Source organism: Maribacter cobaltidurans, assembly GCF_002269385.1.
GTDB classification, from domain to species: domain Bacteria; phylum Bacteroidota; class Bacteroidia; order Flavobacteriales; family Flavobacteriaceae; genus Maribacter; species Maribacter cobaltidurans.
The window spans coordinates 1,320,104-1,345,713 of sequence record NZ_CP022957.1 but is presented as its reverse complement, the minus strand read 5'-3'; the positions used below and the strand labels follow the sequence as shown (position 1 = coordinate 1,345,713).

Genomic DNA, 25,610 nt, shown 5'->3' with positions numbered 1-25,610 from the left:
TTAGCGAACCAAGTTTGTCAATGGCTCCCCTTTTGAAAATTGAATGATGTTCAAAGCTGCCAATCTGGACATTTCGTTGCGAGCTTCAACGGTTGCGGAACCTATGTGTGGGGTTACCGCAACGTTTTCCATATTTAGCAAGGGATTGTCCTTTTTCATGGGCTCGGGATTGGTAACATCCAGACCCGCACCCCAAATGAGATGGCTTTGTAAAGCCTCGATGAGGCTTTTCTCATTGTGGATCCCTCCTCTGGCAGTATTTATAAAAATGGCCGAAGGTTTCATTTTGGAAAAGGCATCGGCATTGAACAATCCCTTTGTTTCATTTGAAAGCCCGGCATGAACGGATAGTACATCGCTTTGCTTCAATAATTCCTCAAAGGATACGTAGCTGGCATTCAGCTCTTTTTCCATCTCTGGGTTGGGTGTCCTGTTATGATAAATGACTTTCATGTCATAGGCCCCGCGGCAACGTTTGGCGAATTCGCTTCCTATTCGTCCCATTCCAAAAATGCCTACAGTTTTTCCCTTGAGCTCCATGCCTAAATTGGCTTGTGGCCTAAAATGTCCCCAATTTCCGGATATGATGGTCTTATGCATGTAGAACATTTTTCTGGAGACGGCCAACATCAGTCCAAAAGCGATATCGGCGGTAGCATCGGTCATGGCATTTGGGGTATTGGTAACCGGAATACCAAGCTCTGCCGCTTTTTTCAAATCGATATTGTTATAACCTACGGCAAATTGGGAAATAAGCTTCAGATGTTTATTCCGTTCTAGAAAATCGGCATCCAACGCATAAATACTAGAGGATAATAGTATATCGTGTTCCTGGGTGGCTTGGATGAGCTGTTCCCTGGTCATGGGGATATCATTCGTCCAAACAGTAACATCCAACCCTTCTTTTTTAAGCATTTCTATACATAAGGGGGGGAAGTTCAAGGAAACCAATACCTTCATAGTTGTAGTTTTTGGGCTAGTTATAGGGTAATAATTCTATTTTCCTAAAATCAATGGGATGGCTGTTGGACTGCAGGGAAATATATCCGCTTTTTACCGTGGAATCACCCTCCTTGATAAAGGTCTGGGCAAATTCATTTTCCGGGTCGTACACGGGATTGGCGTAGCTCATGATTTCTTCCCCGTTTACAAAATGCTTCATTTTTCCGTCCCGTACATCGATCTCAGCGGTAACCCATTGGTCACCATGAAACGTTTTGGGGACTTTGGCCGGATTGCAGAACAGGTCGCTTCGCACCCCGTCTATTTCTATCTTCATTCCAATACCGCAAATAGCGCCCAATGGTCTGTCCTCGGTTCCATTGCCACCATGTAGATTGTATTCTAGGCAAATGGGGAAGCCTTGGTTCAATTGTACGGTATTGGGCGGTTGGGTATGTATCTGTACCCCGCTGTCCTTATAGCCCCACTCGGGAGCACCGGGAGCGGTTTCGCCCACAAATCGATACTCTACTTTTAATCTATAATTGGACAGTTCCTCATCATAGAAAAGTGCGCCGAAGCGCTCGCCAAATTCGGGTCCGTATCCGTCATAACGTATTTTTAAGATGCTGTCTTCTACCCTAAAGGTGTTTCCAAAATTCTCCCCTAACGGGTATCCGTTTATCTTCATGGTCCAACCGTTAAGATTTTCACCATTGAAAATAGATATCCATTGGTCTTTGGGTTGTTCCGAGATAGTTTTTTCAACCTCTTTTTTATTGTCCTTACAACTGGTGAAACAGATAAAAGCGGTAAGCAAAAGACCTTTGCAAAGAAACGCGATAGGTTTCATCATTTTTTTCAATTTTTGGAATGGTTTTTAAAAGTAATCATATTCTCTATGAAATGATGTAAAATAAAAATGGAATATTTCCAATAATATGGATTTATTCCATAAATTAGTCTTCCTTTTTCGGTTTAAGAATGGACAAGACTATTTTACATTTAGATTTGGATACGTTTTTTGTATCCGTAGAGCGCAGACTGGACAGTAAACTGCTGAAAAAGCCGATTCTCGTGGGCGGGCTGAGCGACCGTGGCGTGGTAGCGGCGTGTAGTTATGAGACCCGTGGATATGGTGTGCATTCCGGGATGCCCATGAAAATGGCCAAGGAACTTTGCCCTGAAGCGGTACAGATTAGGGGAAATGCGGGCACTTATAGTCAATTTTCAGATGTGGTCACCGGTATTATCAAGGAAAGCGTACCCCTTTTTGAAAAGTCCAGCATCGATGAATTTTATGCGGATCTTACAGGGATGGACCGCTTTTTTGGTGCCTATAAATATGCCTCGGAATTGCGGCATAGAATTACCAAAGAAACCGGACTTCCCATTTCCTTTGGCCTATCTGTGAACAAAGTGGTCTCCAAAGTGGCTACCAACGAGGCGAAGCCCAACAATCAATTAAAAATAGATTATGGCCTGGAAAAGCCCTTTTTGGCTCCCCTGTCCATAAAAAAGATTCCCATGGTAGGCGATAAGACCTATCAAACGCTTAGGAATTTAGGTTTACGCCAGATACGCACTATACAGGAAATGCCTATGGATATAATGCAGCGCGTACTAGGTAAAAATGGCACGGTAATTTGGAACAGGGCCAATGGTATAGACGATACCCCTGTCATTCCGTTTTGTGATCGCAAGTCTATCTCTACGGAGCGTACTTTTGATCGGGATACCATAGATGTAATAAAATTAAAGGGGATTCTTATTGCCATGACGGAGAATCTGGCCTATCAGCTTCGTAGGGGAGAAAAATTAACGGCCTGCATTACGGTAAAAATTCGCTATTCGGATTTCAATACCTACTCCAAACAGCTACGGATACCCTATACCAGTGCAGACCATATCTTGATTCCCAAAATCTTGGAACTGTTCCGGATATTGTACAATCGAAGGTTGTTGGTGCGACTGATAGGAATTAGGTTCAGTCATTTGGTATCGGGAAATTATCAGATCAATCTTTTTGACGATACCGAGGAACGGTTGAACCTATATCATGCCATGGACCATATCAGAAATCGTTTTGGGGAAAAAAGTATCGTCAGAGCTTCCGCCATGGGAAAAAATACTATTGGGCGCATGCACAATCCGTTCGATGGTCGGCCACCGATTGTATTGGCGCATCGGAAACAGTAAAAATTAGTTATTGGTTTTTAGTTGTTAGTTTTTAGAAATAGATGTTATTGATTACCAACAACGAACAGCCAACAACCAGTAGTTTTTGAATTTGAATTTGAATTTGAATTTGAACTTGATACTTGAACTTTTAAGGAAATAGTGAGGAAGTGAAACAATGTTTTTGCTTGGCTAGCACCAGAAACCTGAAACTTTGAACTTAACACTTGAACTTGAACTTGTGTTTTTTTGCCAACAACCAACAACCAACAACCAACAACGAACAACGAAAAACCAGAAACCAGAAACTTTGAACTTAATACTTAAACTTGAATTTGTCCCTTGTATTTGAATTGCCACACATATTACAGTCTGCGCTACGGAACTTTTTCCGAGACGGAACTTTTGGATTTGGCGCAAAGGAACGGGGTTACAAAATTGGTGCTTACGGATATCAACAACACGTCCGCAGGTCTCAATTTTGTGAGGAAGGCACCTGAATATGATGTGACACCCTTGTTGGGAATCGACTTTAGAAATGGGGTTGATCCATGCTTTATAGGTATTGCCAAAAACAATGAAGGTTATCTGGAGCTGAACAATTTTCTATCGGAGCATTTGCACAAGGAAAGGAAGCTACCTACAATTGCACCAAAATTCAGTAATGCCTATGTGGTTTACCCTTTTGAGCAGGTACTCCGTAATGAGATGTATTCCTTTTCCGATCAGGAGTTTATTGGTATATCGATTGCTGACCTGAGACGCTTGCCATTTTCAAGGTTGTTGCGGTTAAAGGACAAATTGGTGGTGCAGCAACCCGTGACTTTTAGGCATAAGAATGATTTTAACACCCATAGGTTGTTAAGGGCTATTGATAACAATGTGCTGTTGAGTAAATTGGACAAGTCCGAAGAAGGTAGCGAGGAAGAAAAAATGTACTCCATTGAAAATTTGGCCGCCGCCTTTGCAGAATACCCCTTTATTCTGGAGAATACGGATGGTTTGTTGAAATCATGTTCCATTCATTTTGATTTTTCAAAGGATAGGAAACCACAAAATCTACAGACCTATACGGGAAGTAAGGAGGAAGACGAAAAAATGATTGACCGTCTCTGTCAAGAAGGGCTGTCCTACCGGTATCCTGATGGGGGGGAGGGTATTACCGAAAGACTCAATAAGGAGTTGGGACTTATTAAGGGCATGGGTTTCGTATCCTACTTTTTGATCAATTGGGATATTGTTACAGAGGCCAGAAGGCAGGGAATGTATTATGTAGGCCGTGGTAGCGGTGCCAATAGCATTGTAGCCTACCTACTTCGGATTACCGATGTGGATCCCATGGAACTAGATCTTTATTTTGAACGTTTTATAAACCTGTACCGGGCCAATCCTCCTGATTTTGATATTGATTTCTCGCATCATGATCGTCCAAAGATTACGGAGTATATTTTTGAACGTTTTGAGAACGTAGCACTTTTGGGAACGTACGTAACCTTTAAGGAAAGGGGAGTCATCCGTGAACTCGGAAAAGTATTTGGATTGCCCAAGGATGAGATAGAATTTCTTTCCGAAGGAAGGTATAACGTTTCCCAACTGGATGAGGTTTCGCGCTTGGTGCTCAAATATGGTCGTTTGATCATGGATATGCCCAATTATTTGAGCATACATGCCGGGGGTATCTTGATCAGTCAAAAACCGCTACACTATTTTTCGGCCACCCACCTACCACCAAAGGGATACCCTACCACACAGTTTGATATGGTCATCTCCGAGGATGTAGGTCTATATAAATTTGATATTCTGGGCCAAAGGGGATTGGCCAAGATTAAGGAAGCTTTGCAAATCATTGAATATAACCGACCCGATGCACTCAAGGCCATCGACATCCATGATGTTAAGAGGTTTAAAAAAGACCCAAAAATCAATGGTTTGATTAAGACCGCCCAATGTATGGGGTGTTTTTATGTGGAATCCCCGGCCATGCGTATGCTGTTGAAGAAACTGGAAGTGGATAATTACTTGGGGCTTGTCGCTGCCAGTTCCATCATCCGTCCGGGAGTTGCCAAAAGTGGTATGATGCGGGAATATATATTACGACATCGTGAAGAGGGGAGGACGCAAGAAAACGCACATCCTGTGATGTTGGATATCATGCCGGATACCTATGGGGTAATGGTATATCAGGAAGATGTGATCAAAGTAGCGCATCATTTTGCAGACCTTGATCTGGGCGAAGCCGATGTTTTAAGGCGGGGGATGAGCGGAAAGTTTCGGTCACGGGAAGAGTTTGAGAAGGTACGCCTAAAGTTTATAGATAATTGCCGTAAAAAGGGAGAGCCCGACAGTATCATTTTTGAAGTTTGGGAGCAGATTGCCAGCTTTGCGGGATATGCTTTTGCCAAGGGACATTCGGCCTCTTACGCCGTGGAGAGTTATCAGACATTGTTCCTACGGGCATATTATCCATTGGAGTATATGGTGGCCGTGCTTAACAATGGAGGTGGATTTTACCGTACGGAATTCTATGTGCACGAAGCCCGTATGTTGGGTGCGAGTATACATCCTCCCTGTTTAAACAGCAGCAATTACAGTAACGTCATTTATGGGAAATCTATCTTTTTGGGACTAGGTTGTCTAAGGGATTTGGAAACCCGCGTCGCGGAACGTATTCTAAAGGAAAGAATGCTTTCCGGAAAGTTTATTTCTTTGGAAGATTTTTTGGATCGTGTGGTTATTTCCATAGAACAGATCAGTATTCTTATCCGTATCGATGCATTCCGATTTACGGGTACAAATAAACATCAATTGTTGTGGAAGGCGCACTTGTTCTTGAACAAGGGGGCCAAATTGGAACATCCCAAGCTCTTTCCTGCAGTCCATCAAAATTTTCAGATTCCCCAGCTGCACACCCATAATCTAGAGGATGCCTTTGCACAATTGGAATTATTGGGCTTTTGTTTGTGCAGTCCGTTCAAGCTATTGGCCAAACCTCCTAAGAATAATCGATGTGCTAAAGACCTGGAACGTTTTTTAAACCACAGGATCGATATTTATGGTTATTTGGTAACGGTAAAAAACACGAAAACCCATACAGGAAAACGCATGTACTTTGCCACCTTGGTTGATCAAGAGGGAACCGTTTTTGATACGGTGCTGTTTCCGCCCGTAGCGGCCAAGTACTATTTTAGGGGCAAGGGTATATATCGGTTTTATGGTAAGGTGGTGAGCGAATTCGGTTTTTTGAGTATCGAGGTAATTAAAATGGAAAAACAGGACTATGTACAAGATCCCCGTTATGCAGATATGAAAACCAGTACCAAGATTTTTTCCAACAATGCGTTGTTGCTTTCAAAGACTAATCCTTCCGATAAGCTTCAGTTAGAAGATTAAAATTGAATTTTTGCCCCCTACTTTATTGGCAGTCGACATCAACGAATACGAAAATTGGTATAGAACCAGGTTTTTAATAAAAAAGAAGTAACAAGGTGTAAATGGCAAGAAGAATAAAACACTTTTTCATAATGTAATTTGTTTGGTGTTATTTAATTCTGAGACTAATTTAAAGACACCTACCTCTTTTTCAACAAACTCTTCGAACACCTGTGGGAATTAATCGGTCAAAACCACTTTTGTTTCTTCAGAAGACCAAAAAGTGTGGTTGAAGTGCTTCGTATTTAACATTCTTTAATTAATCAAAGCTTAATATATAGGTAACACCGCTGTGGCCTTACAGGAATTATTTTTGGCCCGTAATGAAAATGAATAAAAAGAGCCTGCGGCAACAGGCTCTCTAAAAAAGTATCGAAAATCAATAAAAATTCAACACTTAAACTTTATGTATTTTAAAAACCGACTATCCAAGGTCGTCCTAACTTCTTTAGTGGCGATTTTAGGAAACAGTTTCTTACGAGGAAACTCAAAAACCACTAGTAAATGTATTGAAAAAGAATCAGTATCCATAACAGATGTTAAGGGTTCTTTTCTTTTTGACGTTCAAAACTCGGTAACCGGACAAATTACGGATGAGACGGGAGCACCTCTCCCAGGCGCTTCGGTCATGGAAAAGGGCACTACCAATGGTACCATTACCGATTTTGATGGAAACTATGTTATAAACGTAGCGCAGGGTGCCACTTTGCAAATATCCTATTTAGGATATACACCTAAGGAAATTACCGTTGGAAATAATAACACCATAGACGTTCAATTAGAGCCAGATGCTACACAACTGGATGACGTGGTGGTCATTGGTTATGGTACACAAAAAAGATCTGATGTAACTGGGGCCATTGCCTCGGTCAAAAGTGAGGACTTTAATAAAGGCGTGGTTACCAACCCGGGTGAGTTGTTGCAGGGTAAAATGGCAGGTGTGAACATTACTGCAAATAGCGGTGAGCCCGGTGCCTCACAGAATGTCATTATCAGAGGTATTGGTAGTTTGCGATCCGGTACTCAACCGCTGTACGTAGTGGATGGTTTTCTATTGGATAATTCTTCCAATGGAGTCGCTACCAATCCTTTAAATTTTTTAAACCCTAGTGATATTGCAAGTATAGACGTACTTAAGGATGCAAGCGCCACTGCAGTTTATGGGTCAAGAGCCTCAAACGGGGTAGTGGTCATTACAACTAAACGGGGTCGGGCAGGAAAGACCGAGATGAATCTTTCATTGTCCACTGCGGCATCCTCTATGTCTAACAAAATCAATGTCTTTGATGCCGATGAGTTTCGGAACCAAGTAGTAGCAACTGGAGGTTCTTTAGATGATTACGGAGGAAATACAAACTGGCAGGATGAATTGTCCCAAACAGGCATCACCAATAACCTTAATTTATCCATGAGTGGTGCAGGTTCGGAGAAGTTCAACTATTTCGCTTCCCTGGGATATCAAGACCAAGAGGGAATCCTCAAGAACAGTAATTTAGAACGTTATTCCGGCAAGTTGAACATGACCCAAAAGGCGTTCAATGGCAAGGTTAATATCGATTATAATCTGACGGCTTCCCATACTGAAAATTTACGACCTGATATAAGACCAATTATTTCAGATATGCTGGCACTTAATCCAACTGTACCCACCTACACAAATGGGGAGCCTACCTTGTTGAATACCAATGCGCTAAACCCGATTGCTAGATATAATATTTTTAGCGACCAGGCGGTAAACAATAGAATATTGGCAACTATTTCACCTTCTGTGGAGATTATCAAAGGGCTAACCTATAAACTGAATTTTGGCATCGACTATTCTGCTACTACGAGAGACAGGCAATACAAACCTTATACCTCAGTGGTAAACGAATCTGATATTTCAAACGGGGATGTCGTGACCACAATAAGTTCCAACTCCAATCAGCTTACGGAGAATACGCTTACCTATAATTGGAATCGAGACGTACATAACCTATCGGTTTTGGCGGGTCATTCCTATCAAAAGTTTATGGATGAGACCCGCTTAATATCCTATCGAGGATTTGCCGATAACAATATTGAGCCAATCTATCAGGATCAAACAAGTTCGGACACATACCCAACTTCGGTGAATTCCTCTGCCGTAAAGAACGAGCTTCAATCGTACTTTGGACGAGTAAACTACGGATACGACAATAGATATTTACTTACGGCTACATTCCGTGCAGATGGTTCCTCAAAGTTTGGTGACAATAGAAAATATGGTTATTTCCCGTCTTTTGCACTTGGCTGGAACATCAGCAACGAGAACTTTATGGCCGATTCATTTTTCGACAATCTAAAATTGCGAGCTAGTTGGGGGCAAACGGGTAACCAAGAAATTCCATCCAAGATTACAAAGGCCAGTTATTCCGAAGACCGTTTAATTTCAGGTGGGGAGAGTCTAAATACATACCCTATAGATACCGATGCTACTTCCATAGACGGTTACCCTTACGGCATTGTATATACTCGTTTGGCGAATCCGGACCTTCAATGGGAGGTTTCTACCTCTGTAGGTGTAGGTATCGATTTTGCACTGTTGAACTACCGTTTGTCCGGTACCTTGGATTATTTCAACAAGCAGTCTTCCAACATATTATTGGAGGTTGTGCCTGCCGATCCTGTAGAGCCAACTCCAACCTATTGGAGCAATATAGACAACATGAAAATTCAGAACAATGGTATTGAATTGGCCTTGGATTATAGCAGCGATGCTACACGTGATTTCTCGTATAACATTGGGGGAAATATTACTTACATTCAAAACAAGGTTAAGGATTCTCCCTACTCCGTGTTAACGACTGGGTCTGCCCAGGGATCTGGCCAAACGGGAGCAACTATCAATGGGTATATTAATGGAGAGCCTATAGGTTCTTTCTATATGTTTCAATTTGAAGGTATTGAATCGGATGGTCTTAACCAGTTTAAGGACATCAATGGCGATGGGGCCATTTTAGATGATGACCGTTCCGTAGTAGGTAGTGCCATTCCAAAATTTACCTATGCCTACTACCTCAATTTTAAGTATAAGGCTTTTGATTTGGGATTAAACTTTAATGGTGTATCCGGTAATAAAATCTATAACCATACTAAAATGTCGTTATTCACGAAGGCACAATTGTCTAGGTCTAACAATACAACGGATTTTGCTATACAGTATCCTAACGAGTCTACCAGTAACTCCAATACCGTGTCCACGCGTTATTTGGAAAATGGTTCTTTCCTAAGGTTGAATAACGCCACCTTGGCTTATAACCTCTCAGCAGAAAATATAGGACTTGGAGATTTCGTACAAAACATTCGTTTTTCGATAACCGGACAGAATCTTTTTACCATTACAGATTATTCGGGCTTTGATCCTGAAGTTAATACAGGATCCACTTCCGGAGGTATACAGACGTTTGGAGTGGATTATTTTACCTATCCGAAGGCAAGGACTTTTCTGGTTGGACTTAACCTTACCTTTTAATCAATCAACGATTTTAAAATAGAAGTATAAAACAGTACAAAATGAAAAATAAAATTTTTAGCAAAAATCTTCCATTTATAATTTTTCTATTGGCATTCTTTGGATGTACGGATTTAGAGGAAGAGATACTTGATGAATCTTTGACAGGTACCGGCGAAGCAGAAGTGGTTAGTGGTTCGCTAGCCCCGGTTTATGGTAACTTAAGGTATGTTTGGCAACATACAAAGAACTTTGGCTTGCAAGAAGTTGCATCGGATGAGGGAATACTTCCCTATCGCGGTGGTACGGACTGGTATGACGGGGGTAAGTTTATAGCGGTACATCAACATTTAATGACACCTGGCAACGGTTTGGTAGGGGATACCTGGAATTATATTACGGCAACGCTTTCCAGGTCCGTAATTGCCATTGAGAGATTGCAACCGGAGGCCGATGCGGGTAACTCCAAGGCACAGCAGGCAATATATGAAATGACGGCAATGAAGGCATATTTGAATTTGCTGGCCTTGGACAACTGGGGCTTGGTCTTCAAAAAAGAAAGCTCCGACCAAATTTCTGAAATCCTAAGAGCTCATGAAGCGGTAGATTATATTGAAGGGGAACTTTTGTCCGTTGTGGATTTGGTTTCTACCGATACGGATCCGGGAAGGTTAAATCAATACTCCGTAAAGGCGCTATTGGCCCGTTTATATTTAAATGCCGCTGTATATCGCAATCCTTATGGAACTCCAGATTTTCAACAGGCGGACATGGATAAGGTAATTCAATATACCAATGACATTATAGCAGGTCCCTATTCCTTGTCTTCGGAATATTTTGAGCTTTTTAACGATGACAACCACAATAATCCCGAGTTGATATTTGCTTTGGACCAACGAGGTGTTTTACAAACGGAGCATAGCCGATGGGCCTACTGGTCCATGTCCGGTGATCAGGTACCAAGACCGGAAGTGCCAAGTTCAAGGGGAACAGATGCGGTCGCTGCCACACCTGATTTTTATCAGACATGGGTAGATGCCTATGGGGATATAGATCCAGCACAGGCGGATGCCCGATTCTTTCAGGAGAATACTATGATTCCAGATGAACTTAGGGATCTTACAGGTGTAGACCCAACAAATGACCAAGATCATTATTACTGTGTAAAGGCGGAGGATTTTCAGGTAAACAGAGGAATACTTCGTGGAATTATCTGGGGGCCTAGAAAGGATGAAAGCGGAAACATTATGACCTGCGACGATGGTACGGTAAGAATATATCCCGTTATCAATAGAAGAACCAGTGGGGCCGATATTAAATACGTAGATCATAATCTACAGGTCGATTTTACGGCCGAAGGAAGTCTGCACAATACGGGATATCGTTTTTCGAAATATCAATTCAGTAAAACGGGAACCAACTGTTGTCATTATAGCAGTGTAGATTTAGTGCTGATTCGATTGGGGGAAATTTATTTAATGCGCGCCGAAGCCAAACTCAGAAATGGAGATGTGGCTGGCGCCCTTGCCGATGTGAATACATTAAGAACGTCCCGAAATGCAAGACCGAACCAAACACCTGAGGCGTTGGATGCCGTTGATTTGGATATATTATTTCGTGAGGCAGGATTTGAGCTTTATTGGGAAGGTTTTAGAAGAAATTACCAAATCCGATTTGGCAAGTACGAGGACAGTTGGACAGAAAAGACCGATAGCGATGTGAACAAAAGACTATTCCCTATTCCTCAGCAAGCCATCGATGGGGCTTCTAGTGAGGAAGGCTTTTTGGTGCAAAACCCGGGGTATTAATAATTGCTTAATGAGAGATGTAAAATACAGTCGGGATTGTTTTTCCGGCTGTATTTTACTTTTCTAGAGTTCCAAACAGATACTTAAATCAAACCAATATTATGAAAAAGTATAGTCAAACACTGATCTTTTTCCTTTATATACTGCCATTGATGTGTATTTCCCAAATAAAGGAGATGGGAAAACTAAGGTTGAATGAAATTCAGGTAATCGGGAGTCATAATAGTTATAAAATAGCCATTGAGAAACCTTTGTGGAACTATCTTTTTCAGCAAGATTACATGATGGCCAGGTCCCTGCAATATGAGCACTTGACCTTAACGGAACAATTGGAATTAGGACTTCGAAATTTGGAATTGGATGTTTTTCATGATCCAAAAGGTGGTTATTACAAATACCCCGCTGGCCTAGAAATCGTAAAGGCTTCCGGAAAGAAGCCTTTGCCTTTTGACGTTGCTAATAAATTGGATGAACCGGGGCTCAAGGTATTTCATGTTCAGGATATAGATTTTAGAAGCCATCAATTGCTATTTAAAGATGCCCTGAAGGAATTATTGGTCTGGTCCGGAGAGCATCCAGAACATATACCAATTATTATCACCTTAAATACCAAGGACGGCAAAATATCCCGCTTACGAGATCCGTTGACTTTTGATGCCGATGCCTTGATTCAATTGGATTTGGAAATACGGGACGTACTTTCCGAAGAAAAATTGATTACACCAGATTTGGTACGGGGAAACAGCACTTCCCTTGAAAAGGCAATTTTAGGCCGTGGGTGGCCACGCCTTGAAAAGGTAAGAGGGCGTTTTCTTTTTGTCCTGGATGAAGGTGATGAGAAAGGCAATCTTTATCTTCAAAAATTTCCAGAACTAAAAAACGCAGTGCTATTTTTGAACAAGCAAGAGGGAAGTCCTGAAGCGGCATTTCGCATAATTAACGATCCCGTTGCAAATTTTGAAAAAATACGGGCTTTAGTGGAAAAGGGAAACTTGGTACGGACCCGGGCCGATGCAGGGACTTTTGAGGCACGGGAGAATGATTATAGCAGGTTTGAAAAGGCCAAATCTTCCGGCGCACAAATTATTACTACCGATTACTATATGCCAAGTACCCTTTTTGAATCCAATTTTAAGGTCGATTTTGGAGAGGGCGTATACGAACGAGTTGGAAATTAAAATAGCATAGGAAACCCTACTTCCTCAAGTTGTATTTTTATAGATAATTGCAAAAGGGAAGCCTTAATAACATTGAACATGATGAGAATTAAACAATTTTTAGGACTTGTGCTGCCTGTTTTAACACTCGGGTGTATTGGTCAATTTGCTTTTGGACAAGAACCCTACAAAGTGCATTCACATAACGATTATGAACAGGAATTTCCTTTTTTTGAGGCCTACATCAACGATGCGGCATCCATAGAGGTAGATCTTTTTCTTAAGAACAATACACTTTATGCCACCCATGAGGAATCGGAAATCATAGAAGGAAATACTTTCTCCAAACTGTATCTCGATCCCTTAAAACGGATGCAGGAAAAGGGTAAGCTGCGCGATGTACAGTTGCTGATTGATATTAAATCGGAAGCAAAACCGACTTTGGTTGAAATTCAGAACGTATTAAAAAAATATCCGGGCCTTATAAAAGGTGGCAAAGTGAAATTTGTGATATCAGGAAACCGACCCAAACCCGCCGATTATGCAAATTATCCGGAATATATATTGTTTGATCACCAAAGTATCGATGATTTGGACAGTATTCCTTTGGAAAAGGTAGCGATGATAAGCTTAAGTTTTCAGAGATTTTCGGTATGGAACGGTTCTGGCCGTATGGTGGCCGGGGAATTGGATACGGTACAGTATATTCTGAACAAGGTTCAAGCCTATAAAAAGCCTTTCCGGTTTTGGGCAACGCCAGATACAAAGACAGCTTGGTCTCGAATGGCAAAATTAGGTGTGGATTTTATCAATACGGATAATCCGGCATTGGCCCATAACTATTTGGAATCTTTGGACACTAAGATGTATACCGGGGAAATTAAATCAACCTACATTCCCAAATACAACTTTGACCCCAACTCCAAACCACGGAATATTATTCTTATGATAGGCGACGGGAACGGGTTGGCCCAAATTACGGCCGCTATGATAGCGAATAAAGGAAGCCTGAGTGTTACGAATATCAAGGATATTGGGCTTATTAAAACATCCTCCTATGATGATTTGATCACGGACTCCGCCGCTGGAGCAACAGCAATGGCAACGGGTCAAAAGACAAACAATAGGGCCATAGGTTCGGGACCAAAAGATGAGGTTTTAAATAACCTGGTCAATATAGCATTCAGCAAAGGGTATAGAACTGGTATTATTACAACGGACGCCATCTATGGGGCTACCCCTTCTTCTTTCTACGCGCACGTAAAAGACCGGGATAATACCCAAGGGATTTTACAGGACTTAAAGAACAGTAATCTTGATTTTTTTATTTCTGGGGGTAAAGGCTTCGAAACTGAGTTAAGCCACATTTTTAAATCGACAACGCTGGAGAAATTCAATACAGTGGATAATAAAACGGCGATTTATCTTGGGGATAATAAGATGCCTACGATGAAAAATGGCAGAAAGGATATGTTACCAAAATCCATGGAAAAATCTTTGAATGTACTTTCAAGTGGTAACAAACCATTTTTTATGGTGGTCGAGGGAGCTCAAATCGACAACGGGGGACATGAAAACCAAGTGTCTACTATCGTTGATGAAATGCTGGATTTTGATGCCGCTGTTGCGGAAGCCTTAAAATTTGCCGATAAAACCGGAAATACCTTGGTATTGATTACCGCAGACCATGAAACTTCTGGTTTTGGTATTGTGGGCGGGGATATCCGAAAAGGGGAGGTGCAGGGCGATTTTCTGACCATGGACCACACGGCTATCATGGTCCCCTTGTTCGCTTATGGCCCACAGGCGCAAAACTTTAGAGGGATTTACGAAAACTCGGAGATTTTTTCAAAGATTAATGCGGTGCTAGATTTAAACAATTAAGAATCAGATTTCTTTAAACAAAAAAAGCCTCCGATTTTCGGAGGCTTTTTTAGTGGTTTCGGGGTAAAAGCTAATTCCATCCACCACCTAGGGCCTTGTAGATATCTACACGGGCCACCAACTGGTCTCTTTTGGTTTCTACCAGTTCCATTTTGGATTCAAGCGCCTCTCTTTGGGTAAACAAAACCTCTATGTATTCAATTCGTGCCGACTGGAACAATTGTGTCGACAGATTTATCGATTCCGTTAGGGCCTCTACCTGCTGTGCTTTTAAGTCATAGGTCTTTTTTAGGTTGTCCAGGTTGGACAACTGATTGGCAACCTCAATATACCCCTGAAGAATGGATTTCTCATACTCATATACCGCCTGAACTTGTCTTGCACTTGCAGTATTGTATTCGGCCTTAATCGCATTTCTGTTGATTAACGGTGCCACTAGGTCACCTACCGCAGAATATAAGAGCGACTGGGGGGTCTCGGTCAGGTATTTAGGCTTAAATGCCTGCAACCCAACTCCGGCCTTTATACCAATGGAAGGATAAAAATTGGCTCTTGCCACTTTAATGTCCAGTTTGGCAGCCTCTAACTCAAATTCCGCTTTGCGGATATCGGGCCTGTTTTGAAGCAATTGTGCAGGTATGCCGGCATATATCGGGTCGATTGGACTTTCTATGAATCCTTCCGAATTTCTTTCGATGGGTTGGGGTGACCTACCGATAAGAAAATTGAGTTTGTTCTCCGTCTCTACGATCTGCTGTTGCACTTCAAACTTATGGCTTTGGTTCTTGAGAACTTCGGCCTCAAACCTGCGTACCGCCAACTCGGTCGCCCTAGCTGCTTGCTTTTGCAGACGGACCATTTTCAAGGCGTTTCCCTGTATCTCAAGGTTTTGCTCGATAATGGCCAATTGGTTGTCCAGCGCAATCAGTTCATAGTAGGAATCCGCTATTTCGGCAATCAAACTGGTTACCATGAAGTTTTTGCCCTCCACAGTGGCCAAATATTCCATGACCGCTGCCTTTTTGGAGTTTCTCAGCTTTTTCCAAACATCCAGTTCCCAAGAAGCAAAAATGCCGGCCGAGTAATCCGTTAAAGGTTCTGGAAATTCTTCCTCCTCCCTAATATTCAGGTTTTTCTCAACGGCACCGTTTCGGGTATATTCACCTACTTTTTCAACCTCCGCGCCTGCCTTTAGATCTATAAAAGGTAGATACTCCCCTTTTCTTGCCTTTATCTCGTTTTGGGCCACATCAATTTGCCTGAGCATAATGTTCAGTTCCTGATTGTTTACCAAAGCGGTATCTATCAATGAAATGAGATAAGGGTCAGAGAAAAAATCCCGCCATTGAACATTTGCCGTATTCGTGGTATCCGTGGACTGGGCTTGATAGCTTTCCGGAACACTTTTGTTTTCCTCCATCGACTTTTTGGTCGGGACACAGGAATACAAAACCCCCAATAGGATTGCACAGACGAAAAGCGATTTGCTGGTTTTTGTTTTTCTTATATTATTCATCGTCTTTTCTTTTGGTTAATTTTTTCAAGAGTTTTCTCATTTCCCTAAGCGCAGCTTTAGTTTTGCTTTCTTCTTCTGACATTCTCATAAACTCTTCGGAAACGGGTTCAGAGACCTCATCTCTTATAAGGCTTTTGCCTTCGGACATTTTAGCGAAAATGTAGTAAAGTCCGGGTATCACCAAGACTCCTCCGATGGTTCCTATAAGCATTCCACCTAAGGCGGAACCACCAATGGTCCTGTTTCCAATGGCTCCTGCCCCTGTGGCTACTACCAATGGAATAAGCCCGGCAATAAATGCAAAGGAGGTCATGAGGATAGGTCTAAATCTGGCCCTGGAGCCCTCAATGGCCGCTTCAAGGACAGTCGCGCCTTGCCTGTGCTTCTGCACGGCAAATTCCACGATCAATACCGCATTTTTACCCAAAAGCCCAACCAGCATAATTACACCGATCTGTGCATATACGTCATTGGCCAAGCCCATGAATTTCAATAAGGCAAAAGAACCAAATACACCCACGGGCAAAGAGAGTATAACCGCGAACGGTAATAAAAAGCTTTCATATTGGGCAGCCAAAACGAAATACACGAAAATGAGCACTACTATAAAAATGTAAAGCGATTCATTTCCTCTATTCGCTTCGTCGAAAGAAAGACCCTCCCAGGCAATATCGTAGCCACGAGGTAAGGACTCAGCGGCTACTTCCCTGATGGCATTAATGGCATCCCCTGTAGTATAACCGGGGGCGGGAAGTCCATTTATAGTTGCTGAATTGTATAGGTTATACCTCGTAATTTCGTTGGGACCCAACTTTTTTTCCAAGCTCATGAACGCCGAGTAGGGTACCATTTCCCCTTCTTCATTCTTTACGAACAGTTTTTCCAAATCCGAAGGAAGGGCCCTGTACTCTGGAGCTGACTGGGTATATACCTTGAAGAACCTTCCATAAAGTATAAATCCCTGTTCGTAGGTACTACCTATAAGAATGTTAAGGTTTTCCATGGCTTTTCCAATGGAAACTCCTTTTTGCATGGCAATCTTATTGTTTATTTTCAGTTCATACTGCGGATAGTTTGCCGAGAAGAAAGAGAAGAGACCGGTCAATTCCTCACGTTTGCCCAACGCATCCATGAAATCATCATTAATCTTCCCGAATGCTTGATAATCTGTTGAGTTGGTCTTGTCCAACAAACGCATGGAGAAACCTCCGGAAGATCCAAATCCGGGTACGGCAGGAGGTTCAAAATACTCAATCCTTGCCCCAAGATTTTGGGTTTCTTCCTCCAATTCTTCCATAATCTCGTGAACGGAATGATGACGTTCTGACCATGGTTTTAAGTTGATCAAACAGGTACCGGCATTGGAACCCCTACCTTCTGTCATAATTTCATAACCAGCCAAAGAAGAAACCGATTCCACACCTTCTGTTTCTTCACATATTTTCTGAAGTTTACGGGCAACTTCATTGGTACGCTCCAAGGTAGAGCCCGGAGGTGTTTGGATAATGGCATAGATCATTCCTTGATCCTCGTTTGGGATAAATCCTGCGGGAAGCGATTCATTGGTAAAGAATATACCAACGCAAAAAGCGATAAGTATTCCAAAGGTGACAACTCTTCTCGCCACGATTTTGTTTAATAGCCCAACATAACCTCCCGTAAGACGTTCAAAACCTTTGTTGAACCAGTCAATAAATTTGTCTACAGGGGATTTTCTTTTTTTACCATGGTTGTTCTTAAGCATGATGGCACAAAGAACAGGTGTAAGGGTCAAGGCCACCACTGCCGAGATTACGATAGATCCAGCCATGGTAATGGAAAATTGCCGATAGAATACTCCAACGGGCCCGGTCATAAATGAAATAGGGATAAAAACGGATACCATAACCAAGGTAATGGCAATAATGGCTCCACCTATTTCCCCAAGTACCTCTTTGGAAGCCTTAAATGGATTTAGTTTTTCTTCCTCCATTTTAACGTGAACGGCCTCCACTACCACAATGGCGTTATCCACCACGATACCAATCGCCAATACCAAGGCAAACAGAGTAATCAGGTTGATGGAAAGGTCAAATAACTGCATCACGAAGAATGCCCCTATCAAGGATACGGGTACCGCTATAATTGGAATAAGAGTAGACCTCCAGTCACCCAAGAATAGGAATACCACAATGGCCACTAAGATAAAGGCATCCCTTAAAGTATGGAGCACCTGTTCAATGGAAGCATCCAAGAAGTTGGCCACATCGTAGTTGATACTATAATCCAATCCCGGGGGTAGTTCTTGTTTAAGGTCTACCAATTTGGCCTTCACTTGATCTATAACATCCTTACCGTTACTTCCTAAAGTCTGTTTTAAGATAATGGAAGCGGAAGGATGTCCGTCCAGATTGGAATAGATATCAAAGAATTCACTTCCCAGTTCAACATCGGCAATATCTCCTAAGGTAATCGTTTCCCCTTCGGCATTGGCCCTAACAATAATCTCTTTGTATTGTTCTGGTTGGTTGTACCTACCTACATAGGTAAGAACATATTCCAACGACTGGGACCTTATACCGGAACTTTGTCCTAATCGTCCTGGGCGTGCAATAATACTTTGGTCTTGCATGGCCTCCATAACTTCTTCGGCCGAAACATTATACGCGCGCATACGGTCCGGTTTGAGCCAAACCCGCATGGCATATTTTCGGCTACCCAATATTTGGGCACTTGCAATACCATTTATACGCTGTATTTCAGGAATGATTTTGGTATAGGCATAGTTGTATAGGAATTTTTCGTCATTTTTGCCATTCTTATCAAATAGGTTGACATACATAAGCATACTGGGCTGAACGGGAGTAATTACCACCCCTTCTCTCTGAACCAGTTCGGGTAAGTTTGGCATTACCTGGTCTACCCTAGTCTTTACCATTACAACCGCCCTATTGGGATCCGTTCCCGGTTCAAAGATGACACGTACGGTTCCTTCACCGGCACTGGTAGCATCAGAAGCCAAATAGCGCATTCCCTGAACACCATTGATGGCCGTTTCCAAAGGAATTAAGGTAGAGTTTACCAATACATCGGCACTGGCCCCTGGATAAGCAATGAAAATGTTAACAGTCGTTGGGGCAATTTCCGGGAATTGGGATATGGGCAATTGTTTGATGGCCAAAAGGCCTGTGAAAACTATCATAACCGATATGACAATAGCCAACACCGGTCTTTTAATAAATTTTTTGAACATTTTTTTGGAATTTGTGGGTTACCTATTCGGTATATAAGGATAGATTACCGATCACGGATTTTGGATCGATAAATTCAGTCTCGATTTCATCACCGTCCTTAACCATTCTTATACCATCAAGAATTATTTTTTCATTCCCTGTAAGACCTTTTTCTATAAGGAATAAATCCGGTAATTCCCCTCCAATGGAGATTTCTGTCTGATGGACCTTACCTTGATCATCCACTACAAAAACGAACTTTTTGTCCAAGACCTCGAAGGTTGCCTTTTGGGGTATGATCATAGCATCTTTAAAAGGAATGGTCATTAAAACACTACCGGTTTCGCCATGCCTTAATATTTTATCGGGATTTGGAAAAGTGGCCCTAAAGGCAATGTTTCCTGTCTCATTGTTGAACTCACCTTCTATGGTCTGTACAATTCCATCTTGGTTAAAGCGCTTATTATTGGCCAGTAAAAGACCAACCGTCTTTTTCTCGTCTTTGTCCTTGCTCATGATATAATCAAGGTATTCAGCTTCTGGAACATTGAAATAGACCCACATTTGGGAGTTGTCCGATAATGTGGTCAAAAGCTCTCCTTCATCGAGCAAACTACCTTCCCGAACATGGAGGTGGTCCATGATACCATCAAAAGGGGCCCTCACATCTGTAAAACCCAAATGCGTCTGCGCAAGGGCAACTTCTGCCTTTGCTTTTTCCAAAGTGGCCTTGGCCATGGACAGTTCATTTTCAGAAACTACATTTCCATCTGCCAATAGTTGGGTATTCTTAAGTTCTATCTCTGCAATTCTAGCCTCTGCCTCGGCTTTTTGTAAATCGGCTTGGTATACATTGGGCATTATATTGAACATTTTTTGTCCCTTTTTTACATATTGACCTTCATCAACATGGATTTCCTTGAGATATCCTTTTTCAAGGGCCCTTAATTCAATATGTCTTATGGAGTGTATCTGCGCTACATAATCTTTGGTGATTGATGTATCTTTTACAATGGGAGCAGTGACCAAAAACTGGGTCTCCTCCTTATGTGATTCTTTTTTATGGTTACAACTAGTTAGGCCTATAACTAAGCAAAGACCTGCAATCATGGGGATTCTCCTCATAATTTTATTTTTAGAAAATTGGGTTATACTTTGTGTAATTGGAGTGCCAATCAAGATGTATTCCCATAAAAAGAATACTTTTTGTAGAAAGGCTGAACTGAAATGTGGCCTACCTTTGAGCAGTGGCCGGAGAATATTCTATAGTCTAAATACTTGAAACCTAATGTATCTTCTGTAAGGGAAGATTGTACCTGATACATTTAGCAGGTGGTTGGAAACCCTTGATGAGTACACGGAAAACCCGTCCAAGTTTGTGTGGGCATAAGATGTGGAGTTGCTTCCACTATATCTGGAATTTTCTGCTGGTATAGTGTGCCTTATTTCCTCTTCCTGTTCTTCACTTTCGGCTACTTCTACAGCCAGTCTTTTAGGGCTTGAAGAAGGGTTGATGCCAACACTGGCATTCTGATTAGTGTCGTTAGGTTGTAGGAAGGTCTCAACAAGGTTTATGGAAGAGGTATCCTCAACCTTTAAATTGGAATGAACAAGGTAAAGTCCGCACAGTAATGTGAGCACAAAGGGCAAACCGTATTTGATAAACCTTAATTTCATTTCGCTGGCGAAATTATATCAAGAAAAAACTGTTAACAAAAAGTGTTTGTTAAAAAATTCTAAAAATCGTTAGAAAAACGATTGTTTCGGTTTAAGAGTCATTTTTTTGCTCTATTTGTAATAAAGTGTCTGGAAATTAGCGATTAATAGGTCAGTTCACAAGGCTGAAAATCGTTTTTTTAAATTGGAAGACTTGAAAAAATGGGTTTTTGATGCCTGATTTTTGTTCTTGGGAAGATTTTTATATTTGATAAAACAACCTAATACGAATGTAAAATGAAATCAGTTTGGCTAAATCTGCCTGTAAGCAATATCCAAGCATCCAAGGCATTTTTTAAACAAATCGGATTTAGGGAAAATCCAATGCACGCGCAAGCCGATCATATGGCCAGTTTTTTAATTGGGGAAAACGATTTTGTTTTAATGCTCTTCCCTGAATATGCATTTCAGCATTTTACCCAGACAGCGATTTCGGATACGAGTAAAGGTTCTGAAGTCTTGATCAACTTGGATGCTCAAACTAGAATGGAGGTAGATGAATTGGCGGATAAGGTCAAGAAAGCGGGAGGCAAGGTTTTTGCGGAACCCTCTGAAGTAGATGGTTGGATGTATGCCATGGGTTTTGCGGACCTGGATGGTCACAGATGGGCCATGCTGTATATGGAAATGGATAAAATGCCCAAGTAAAAAGCTTATAAATAATATCAAAAAATAGACGGCTTTTCGGCCGGTGTCAACAGTCCCATTGTTTATTTCGTCTGCAAGGATTGTGGCGTTGAGGAAAAAAGAATTGATTCTCGGCAGGGGGGAAGTATTCAAATCCAAAATGTCCATTGGTCAGTACTGCTTTATTGTCCTTTCTACAGATACTGAAGGGAACATGTTTGGACCACATTCTATGGAATAGAATATACTAATTTTGTTAAAGTTGCCGATAACTGTTAATAGTTTAACAATAAGGAGAACATTTATTTCTGTACTCGTTATTCGTTTGGAATATAATATTCAAACGAACCGGTGATGGTATGTTCCAATTCTTGGGGAGCAGTTGTCGGTCCCGTATAGGCCGTTAAAAATCCCGTTCCCTGAAAGCTTCCTTTAATATGTGACAGGGTAAGTATACCAAGGGCATTGTACGTTTCTCCAATTTCTGTTATGGTTACGCCCATGGTTTTTGCCCTTAATAGATTATTAGCATCGTTATCACCGTCATTATCGCTGTCATATAGAGCATAATCAGTTTCCTTTAGGTCTATTTCCATATAATAAATAGGTTCTCCGTTTGCTGGAGCCGGATTTGGAAACTGTGTGCCAATTTCCTTAGCACCTTTTTCGGCAGGAATAACCATTTCAAAATTGCGTTCACCTTCCATACCAAAGAGTTGGGTGAAAAAGAGACTTGCGACCTTTTGTGTCCCTTCTGTTGATTCCTCATAATATATGTGGCCGATGATGATACTTTCATCTTCGGGAATTTCCTCTTCAATGATATCAAAATCTCCATTTATAACGGTTCCTGAAATTTTTAATTTTAGGAACGTTTTACCAGAATTGCTTTCCGTTGTGTTATTTTCATCTCCATCCTTGCTACAGGATATGTAGAAAAAAACAGTGGATATACAGAGAATGCCCCCTAAAATATATTTTAACTTCTTCATAATTTTTATGATTCATAGATTTGCAAACCATTTTTGATATTGTTCACCTAAAAAGGGTACAGGTTTTTCCTTTTCTTTCAATGCGTTTATAAGGCCCAAAATCCACATGTAAATAAGAATAAGAGAACCCAGAACGGAGATAAACCATCCCAGGATGGGTATCATGCCAATAACCCCAAGGGAAAGGCCGGTGATGGCCAAGCCTAAGGATTGTATAATATGGTATTGGGCAAAAGGCCATTTTTTTTCATGGTTCATCACATAGGCGATGATAAGCCCAATAATGGTGATATAAGCCAATATGGCTATGGTTTTACCATTATCCTCCATGGCGGTACTGTTATTGTTTTGTGCTGTTTTTTCCATAGTTATATCGTTATTTTTAAGTATGGTGATTCAAAGGTTCGCCCATTTAATTGAAGGAGGAACATAATCGCCGTGCCTTTACACAAAATCAGTCCATTGTGTCCTGAACTGTAATTGTTTTCGTTGAGTCTATTCCTTGTTCAATGTTTGCCGATGGGTCTTGAACGATAGGTAAAAATCTGTAAATGCAGTCCGATCCCTCTTCTTCACAAGCTTCTTGTTCCTCCTTACTGCAGGAATATAGGGTTAAGCCTGCGACTAGAACTATTGATAAGAATTTAATTTTTGTTTTCATAAGAATTGATTTTTGTAATTGATATTCGTGTTCTCTAATTTTTGGTGTGCTTTGGGCTATTTCAATTTTGGAAACCACCTAAGGAGGTATATTCATTCTTTGCAAGGAAAATATCCTGTTCCTTGATTTCAGTACATATCATCCTGAAATTGTCCTTTTTCCGCTTTTGGGATTCAAACTGCATTTCCATGAACATGGTCTTTTCGTCAATCGGCAGAGCTACGTTGGGCAGTTTTTCGGTCTGTATCATACCTCCCATATAACCTACCGGGGCCTCATTGGTAATCCACACTTTTGAAATACCGTCCTTGGAGGTTATTTGGTAGCCTTTGCAACGATATCCAAGTATGGTTTTATTCGCAATGGGAACAATTTTTACATCATCACTGGTGTTTACGTTCTCTTCCTCCATTTTCTGTATCATTTTGTCTATTGTCATTTTGTCCAAAGGCATCTTCATAGCCGTTTTTTGTTCGCCATTGGTATTGAACATTACCATGGACTCGTTCTCCAAATCCATAACACTAATACTATGCGTTTTACCTTGGTCTATTTCATTTCCAAAATACCGCTCTCCAGGCTGAAATAGGTAATTCATTACTGTTTCGTCCTTTTGGGAAGTAAGCTTCATTTTTACCCGATAGGAGAATTCATATACATCGGGGACATCATCTAGACCCATGGCGCCCATAATATTCGCCATTCTGCTCTGTAAGGCAGATTCTTGGGTGCCCTGATCTAGGTTTTTCTCCGTTTCCCCGATATTTTTGGATTCTCTTTTTCCGTTTCCTCCCTTGGTAATGGAGTCGATGGCCTTGTCCGTTCCCTTGGATACTTCTCTGTCCGTCCTATTCAATACGGTACGTTCGGCAGCTTGTTCTGCTTTTTTTGCCAATTTTTTAAAGAATTGGGCATTTACGCATGTTGCCATAAGTATCATGAAAAGACCAGTTATAAATCTTCTGGTTTTCATTTTAGCAGTCTTAGAGATTAAATTTTACACCTGCGGCAAGAACTAGTTGTCCCTCATCTATGATTACATATTTAAGCTCCGCAAATGGTAATATGTTACCGCCCATTTGAAAATTGGCACCACCACCTAGATTAAGGCCAAGGCGTCCATCGGAGGCTGCACTACTGAGGAATCCGGAATAAGCGCCATCGTAGCTCAACCTTACGTTAGTATAATTTAAACCGGCCTGCCCATAGACATTTATGTTACCTTCGTCCAAGAAATAGTAATTGGCATTTCCATTGAACTCAAACCAATTAATGCTTACACCAGAAACTTTCTTGGGCAAATAGTAGATGAACGAAGGGGAAACCGTAAGTTTTTCAATGATGGGAAATTCCGCATTTACACCGATTCCAATATTTTCCACTTCGGTGCCATAGGCTAGCATACCTCCGATTCGTATATCATTTTGAGCATTTGAAAATTGGAAGATGCAAGACATTAGGGCAGTCAATATTACTTTTTTCATTATTCTGAATTTTATGATTTACTATGTTTAAATTTTCAAAAAATTATTCTCTTAGTTTTGGGAACAGTCCATATTTTTCCATTCCTGAGCTGCTTGTTCGAATGCTGCATTGGTTTCTTCTTGCAAATAATTGGGACATTTGGCATATGCCTCTATCAGGTCTATGGCGGCGACCTTTAGTCCGTTACAGGTGGTCTCGTTCTGGTTTTCCTGAAATTGTAAAAGGGATTCCTGGTACTCTTCGGTTACCGCCAATAATCCCTGAAAGCATGTAGCTTCGGAATCTTTGTGCCCATCGTCATTTTTGGAACATTTAACCGCTATAAGCAGTACGGCAATTATGATTAAATTTCTTGCTATTTTTCTCATATACATTAATCTTTTAAAAGGTTATCGTTTAATAATTTTTATAGATTTAATTACTGTTTCCTTTTCCAAAATTTGAAGTTTGTAAATACCTGGTTTAAGGTGGTCAATACTCAAATAAATGATGTTTTTATTTTGGGGTTTAGACTCAGAATTCAATACGATT

19 protein-coding genes are annotated in these 25,610 nt (G+C 41.2%); 7 read left to right on the top strand and 12 right to left on the bottom strand.

Annotated elements, in window-relative coordinates; genetic code table 11:
* Nucleotides 1-960 carry a 2-hydroxyacid dehydrogenase gene (locus CJ263_RS05725; RefSeq protein ID WP_094996380.1) on the bottom strand — a complete coding sequence of 320 codons (960 nt, stop codon included), beginning with the start codon at nucleotides 958-960 and terminating at the stop codon, nucleotides 1-3.
* Between the two features lie 16 nt (nucleotides 961-976).
* On the bottom strand, nucleotides 977-1,798 hold the full coding sequence (locus tag CJ263_RS05720; protein WP_229702459.1) for a 3-keto-disaccharide hydrolase: 822 nt from the start codon (nucleotides 1,796-1,798) through the stop codon (nucleotides 977-979).
* 128 nt (nucleotides 1,799-1,926) lie between these two features.
* On the opposite strand from CJ263_RS05720, the gene CJ263_RS05715 reads away from it, so the two are divergent.
* The 6 genes from CJ263_RS05715 (at nucleotide 1,927) to CJ263_RS05690 (ending at nucleotide 14,870) form a co-directional block, all read left to right on the top strand.
* Entirely contained in the window at nucleotides 1,927-3,141 is a 1,215-nt protein-coding gene (locus CJ263_RS05715; protein ID WP_094996379.1) for a DNA polymerase Y family protein, read from the top strand.
* 321 nt (nucleotides 3,142-3,462) lie between these two features.
* Nucleotides 3,463-6,510 (top strand): DNA polymerase III subunit alpha, encoded by a 3,048-nt coding sequence (locus CJ263_RS05710; RefSeq protein WP_094996378.1) that lies wholly within the window; start codon nucleotides 3,463-3,465, stop codon nucleotides 6,508-6,510.
* 445 nt (nucleotides 6,511-6,955) lie between these two features.
* Nucleotides 6,956-10,042 carry a SusC/RagA family TonB-linked outer membrane protein gene (locus CJ263_RS05705; protein ID WP_094996377.1) on the top strand — a complete coding sequence of 1,029 codons (3,087 nt, stop codon included), beginning with the start codon at nucleotides 6,956-6,958 and terminating at the stop codon, nucleotides 10,040-10,042.
* 41 nt (nucleotides 10,043-10,083) lie between these two features.
* Complete coding sequence (locus CJ263_RS05700) at nucleotides 10,084-11,829, top strand: RagB/SusD family nutrient uptake outer membrane protein (protein WP_094996376.1); 1,746 nt, start codon at nucleotides 10,084-10,086, stop codon at nucleotides 11,827-11,829.
* Between the two features lie 101 nt (nucleotides 11,830-11,930).
* A complete protein-coding gene (locus CJ263_RS05695; RefSeq protein WP_094996375.1) occupies nucleotides 11,931-13,007 on the top strand; it encodes a phosphatidylinositol-specific phospholipase C1-like protein in 1,077 nt (358 codons plus the stop codon).
* Nucleotides 13,008-13,085: 78 nt separating this feature from the next.
* A complete protein-coding gene (locus tag CJ263_RS05690) occupies nucleotides 13,086-14,870 on the top strand; it encodes an alkaline phosphatase (protein ID WP_229702460.1) in 1,785 nt (594 codons plus the stop codon).
* A 70-nt stretch (nucleotides 14,871-14,940) separates the two neighbouring features.
* On the opposite strand, the gene CJ263_RS05685 is transcribed toward CJ263_RS05690, so the two are convergent.
* The 4 genes from CJ263_RS05685 to CJ263_RS05670 all read right to left on the bottom strand — a co-directional run bounded on the left by CJ263_RS05685 (nucleotide 14,941) and on the right by CJ263_RS05670 (nucleotide 21,275).
* Nucleotides 14,941-16,386 carry a TolC family protein gene (locus CJ263_RS05685; RefSeq protein WP_094996373.1) on the bottom strand — a complete coding sequence of 482 codons (1,446 nt, stop codon included), beginning with the start codon at nucleotides 16,384-16,386 and terminating at the stop codon, nucleotides 14,941-14,943.
* Nucleotides 16,379-19,618, bottom strand: coding sequence for an efflux RND transporter permease subunit (locus CJ263_RS05680; protein ID WP_094996372.1), 3,240 nt, complete (start codon nucleotides 19,616-19,618; stop codon nucleotides 16,379-16,381). The genes CJ263_RS05685 and CJ263_RS05680 overlap by 8 nt, the downstream gene beginning before the upstream one ends.
* 22 nt (nucleotides 19,619-19,640) lie before the next feature.
* Nucleotides 19,641-20,723 (bottom strand): efflux RND transporter periplasmic adaptor subunit, encoded by a 1,083-nt coding sequence (locus CJ263_RS05675; protein WP_094999127.1) that lies wholly within the window; start codon nucleotides 20,721-20,723, stop codon nucleotides 19,641-19,643.
* 138 nt (nucleotides 20,724-20,861) lie between these two features.
* A complete protein-coding gene (locus tag CJ263_RS05670; RefSeq protein WP_094996371.1) occupies nucleotides 20,862-21,275 on the bottom strand; it encodes a hypothetical protein in 414 nt (137 codons plus the stop codon).
* A gap of 276 nt (nucleotides 21,276-21,551) precedes the next feature.
* On the opposite strand from CJ263_RS05670, the gene CJ263_RS05665 reads away from it, so the two are divergent.
* The gene (locus CJ263_RS05665; RefSeq protein WP_094996370.1) at nucleotides 21,552-21,962 is read left to right on the top strand and encodes a VOC family protein; all 411 of its coding nucleotides are present in this window, start codon (nucleotides 21,552-21,554) and stop codon (nucleotides 21,960-21,962) included.
* Between the two features lie 296 nt (nucleotides 21,963-22,258).
* Here the strand turns inward: CJ263_RS05665 and CJ263_RS05660 are convergent, their stop codons facing one another.
* The 6 genes from CJ263_RS05660 to CJ263_RS05635 all read right to left on the bottom strand — a co-directional run bounded on the left by CJ263_RS05660 (nucleotide 22,259) and on the right by CJ263_RS05635 (nucleotide 25,447).
* On the bottom strand, nucleotides 22,259-22,933 hold the full coding sequence (locus CJ263_RS05660; protein WP_094996369.1) for a hypothetical protein: 675 nt from the start codon (nucleotides 22,931-22,933) through the stop codon (nucleotides 22,259-22,261).
* A 12-nt stretch (nucleotides 22,934-22,945) separates the two neighbouring features.
* Entirely contained in the window at nucleotides 22,946-23,299 is a 354-nt protein-coding gene (locus CJ263_RS05655) for a DUF4870 domain-containing protein (RefSeq protein WP_094996368.1), read from the bottom strand.
* A gap of 88 nt (nucleotides 23,300-23,387) precedes the next feature.
* Nucleotides 23,388-23,594: a hypothetical protein gene (locus tag CJ263_RS05650; RefSeq protein ID WP_158657091.1), complete on the bottom strand. Its 207-nt coding sequence runs from the start codon at nucleotides 23,592-23,594 to the stop codon at nucleotides 23,388-23,390.
* Between the two features lie 61 nt (nucleotides 23,595-23,655).
* On the bottom strand, nucleotides 23,656-24,567 hold the full coding sequence (locus tag CJ263_RS05645) for a DUF4412 domain-containing protein (protein ID WP_094996366.1): 912 nt from the start codon (nucleotides 24,565-24,567) through the stop codon (nucleotides 23,656-23,658).
* A gap of 10 nt (nucleotides 24,568-24,577) precedes the next feature.
* The gene (locus CJ263_RS05640) at nucleotides 24,578-25,078 is read right to left on the bottom strand and encodes an outer membrane beta-barrel protein (protein WP_094996365.1); all 501 of its coding nucleotides are present in this window, start codon (nucleotides 25,076-25,078) and stop codon (nucleotides 24,578-24,580) included.
* A 51-nt stretch (nucleotides 25,079-25,129) separates the two neighbouring features.
* Nucleotides 25,130-25,447, bottom strand: a complete 318-nt coding sequence (locus CJ263_RS05635; protein WP_094996364.1) for a hypothetical protein — start codon at nucleotides 25,445-25,447, stop codon at nucleotides 25,130-25,132.
* Between the last annotated feature and the right edge of the window lie 163 nt (nucleotides 25,448-25,610).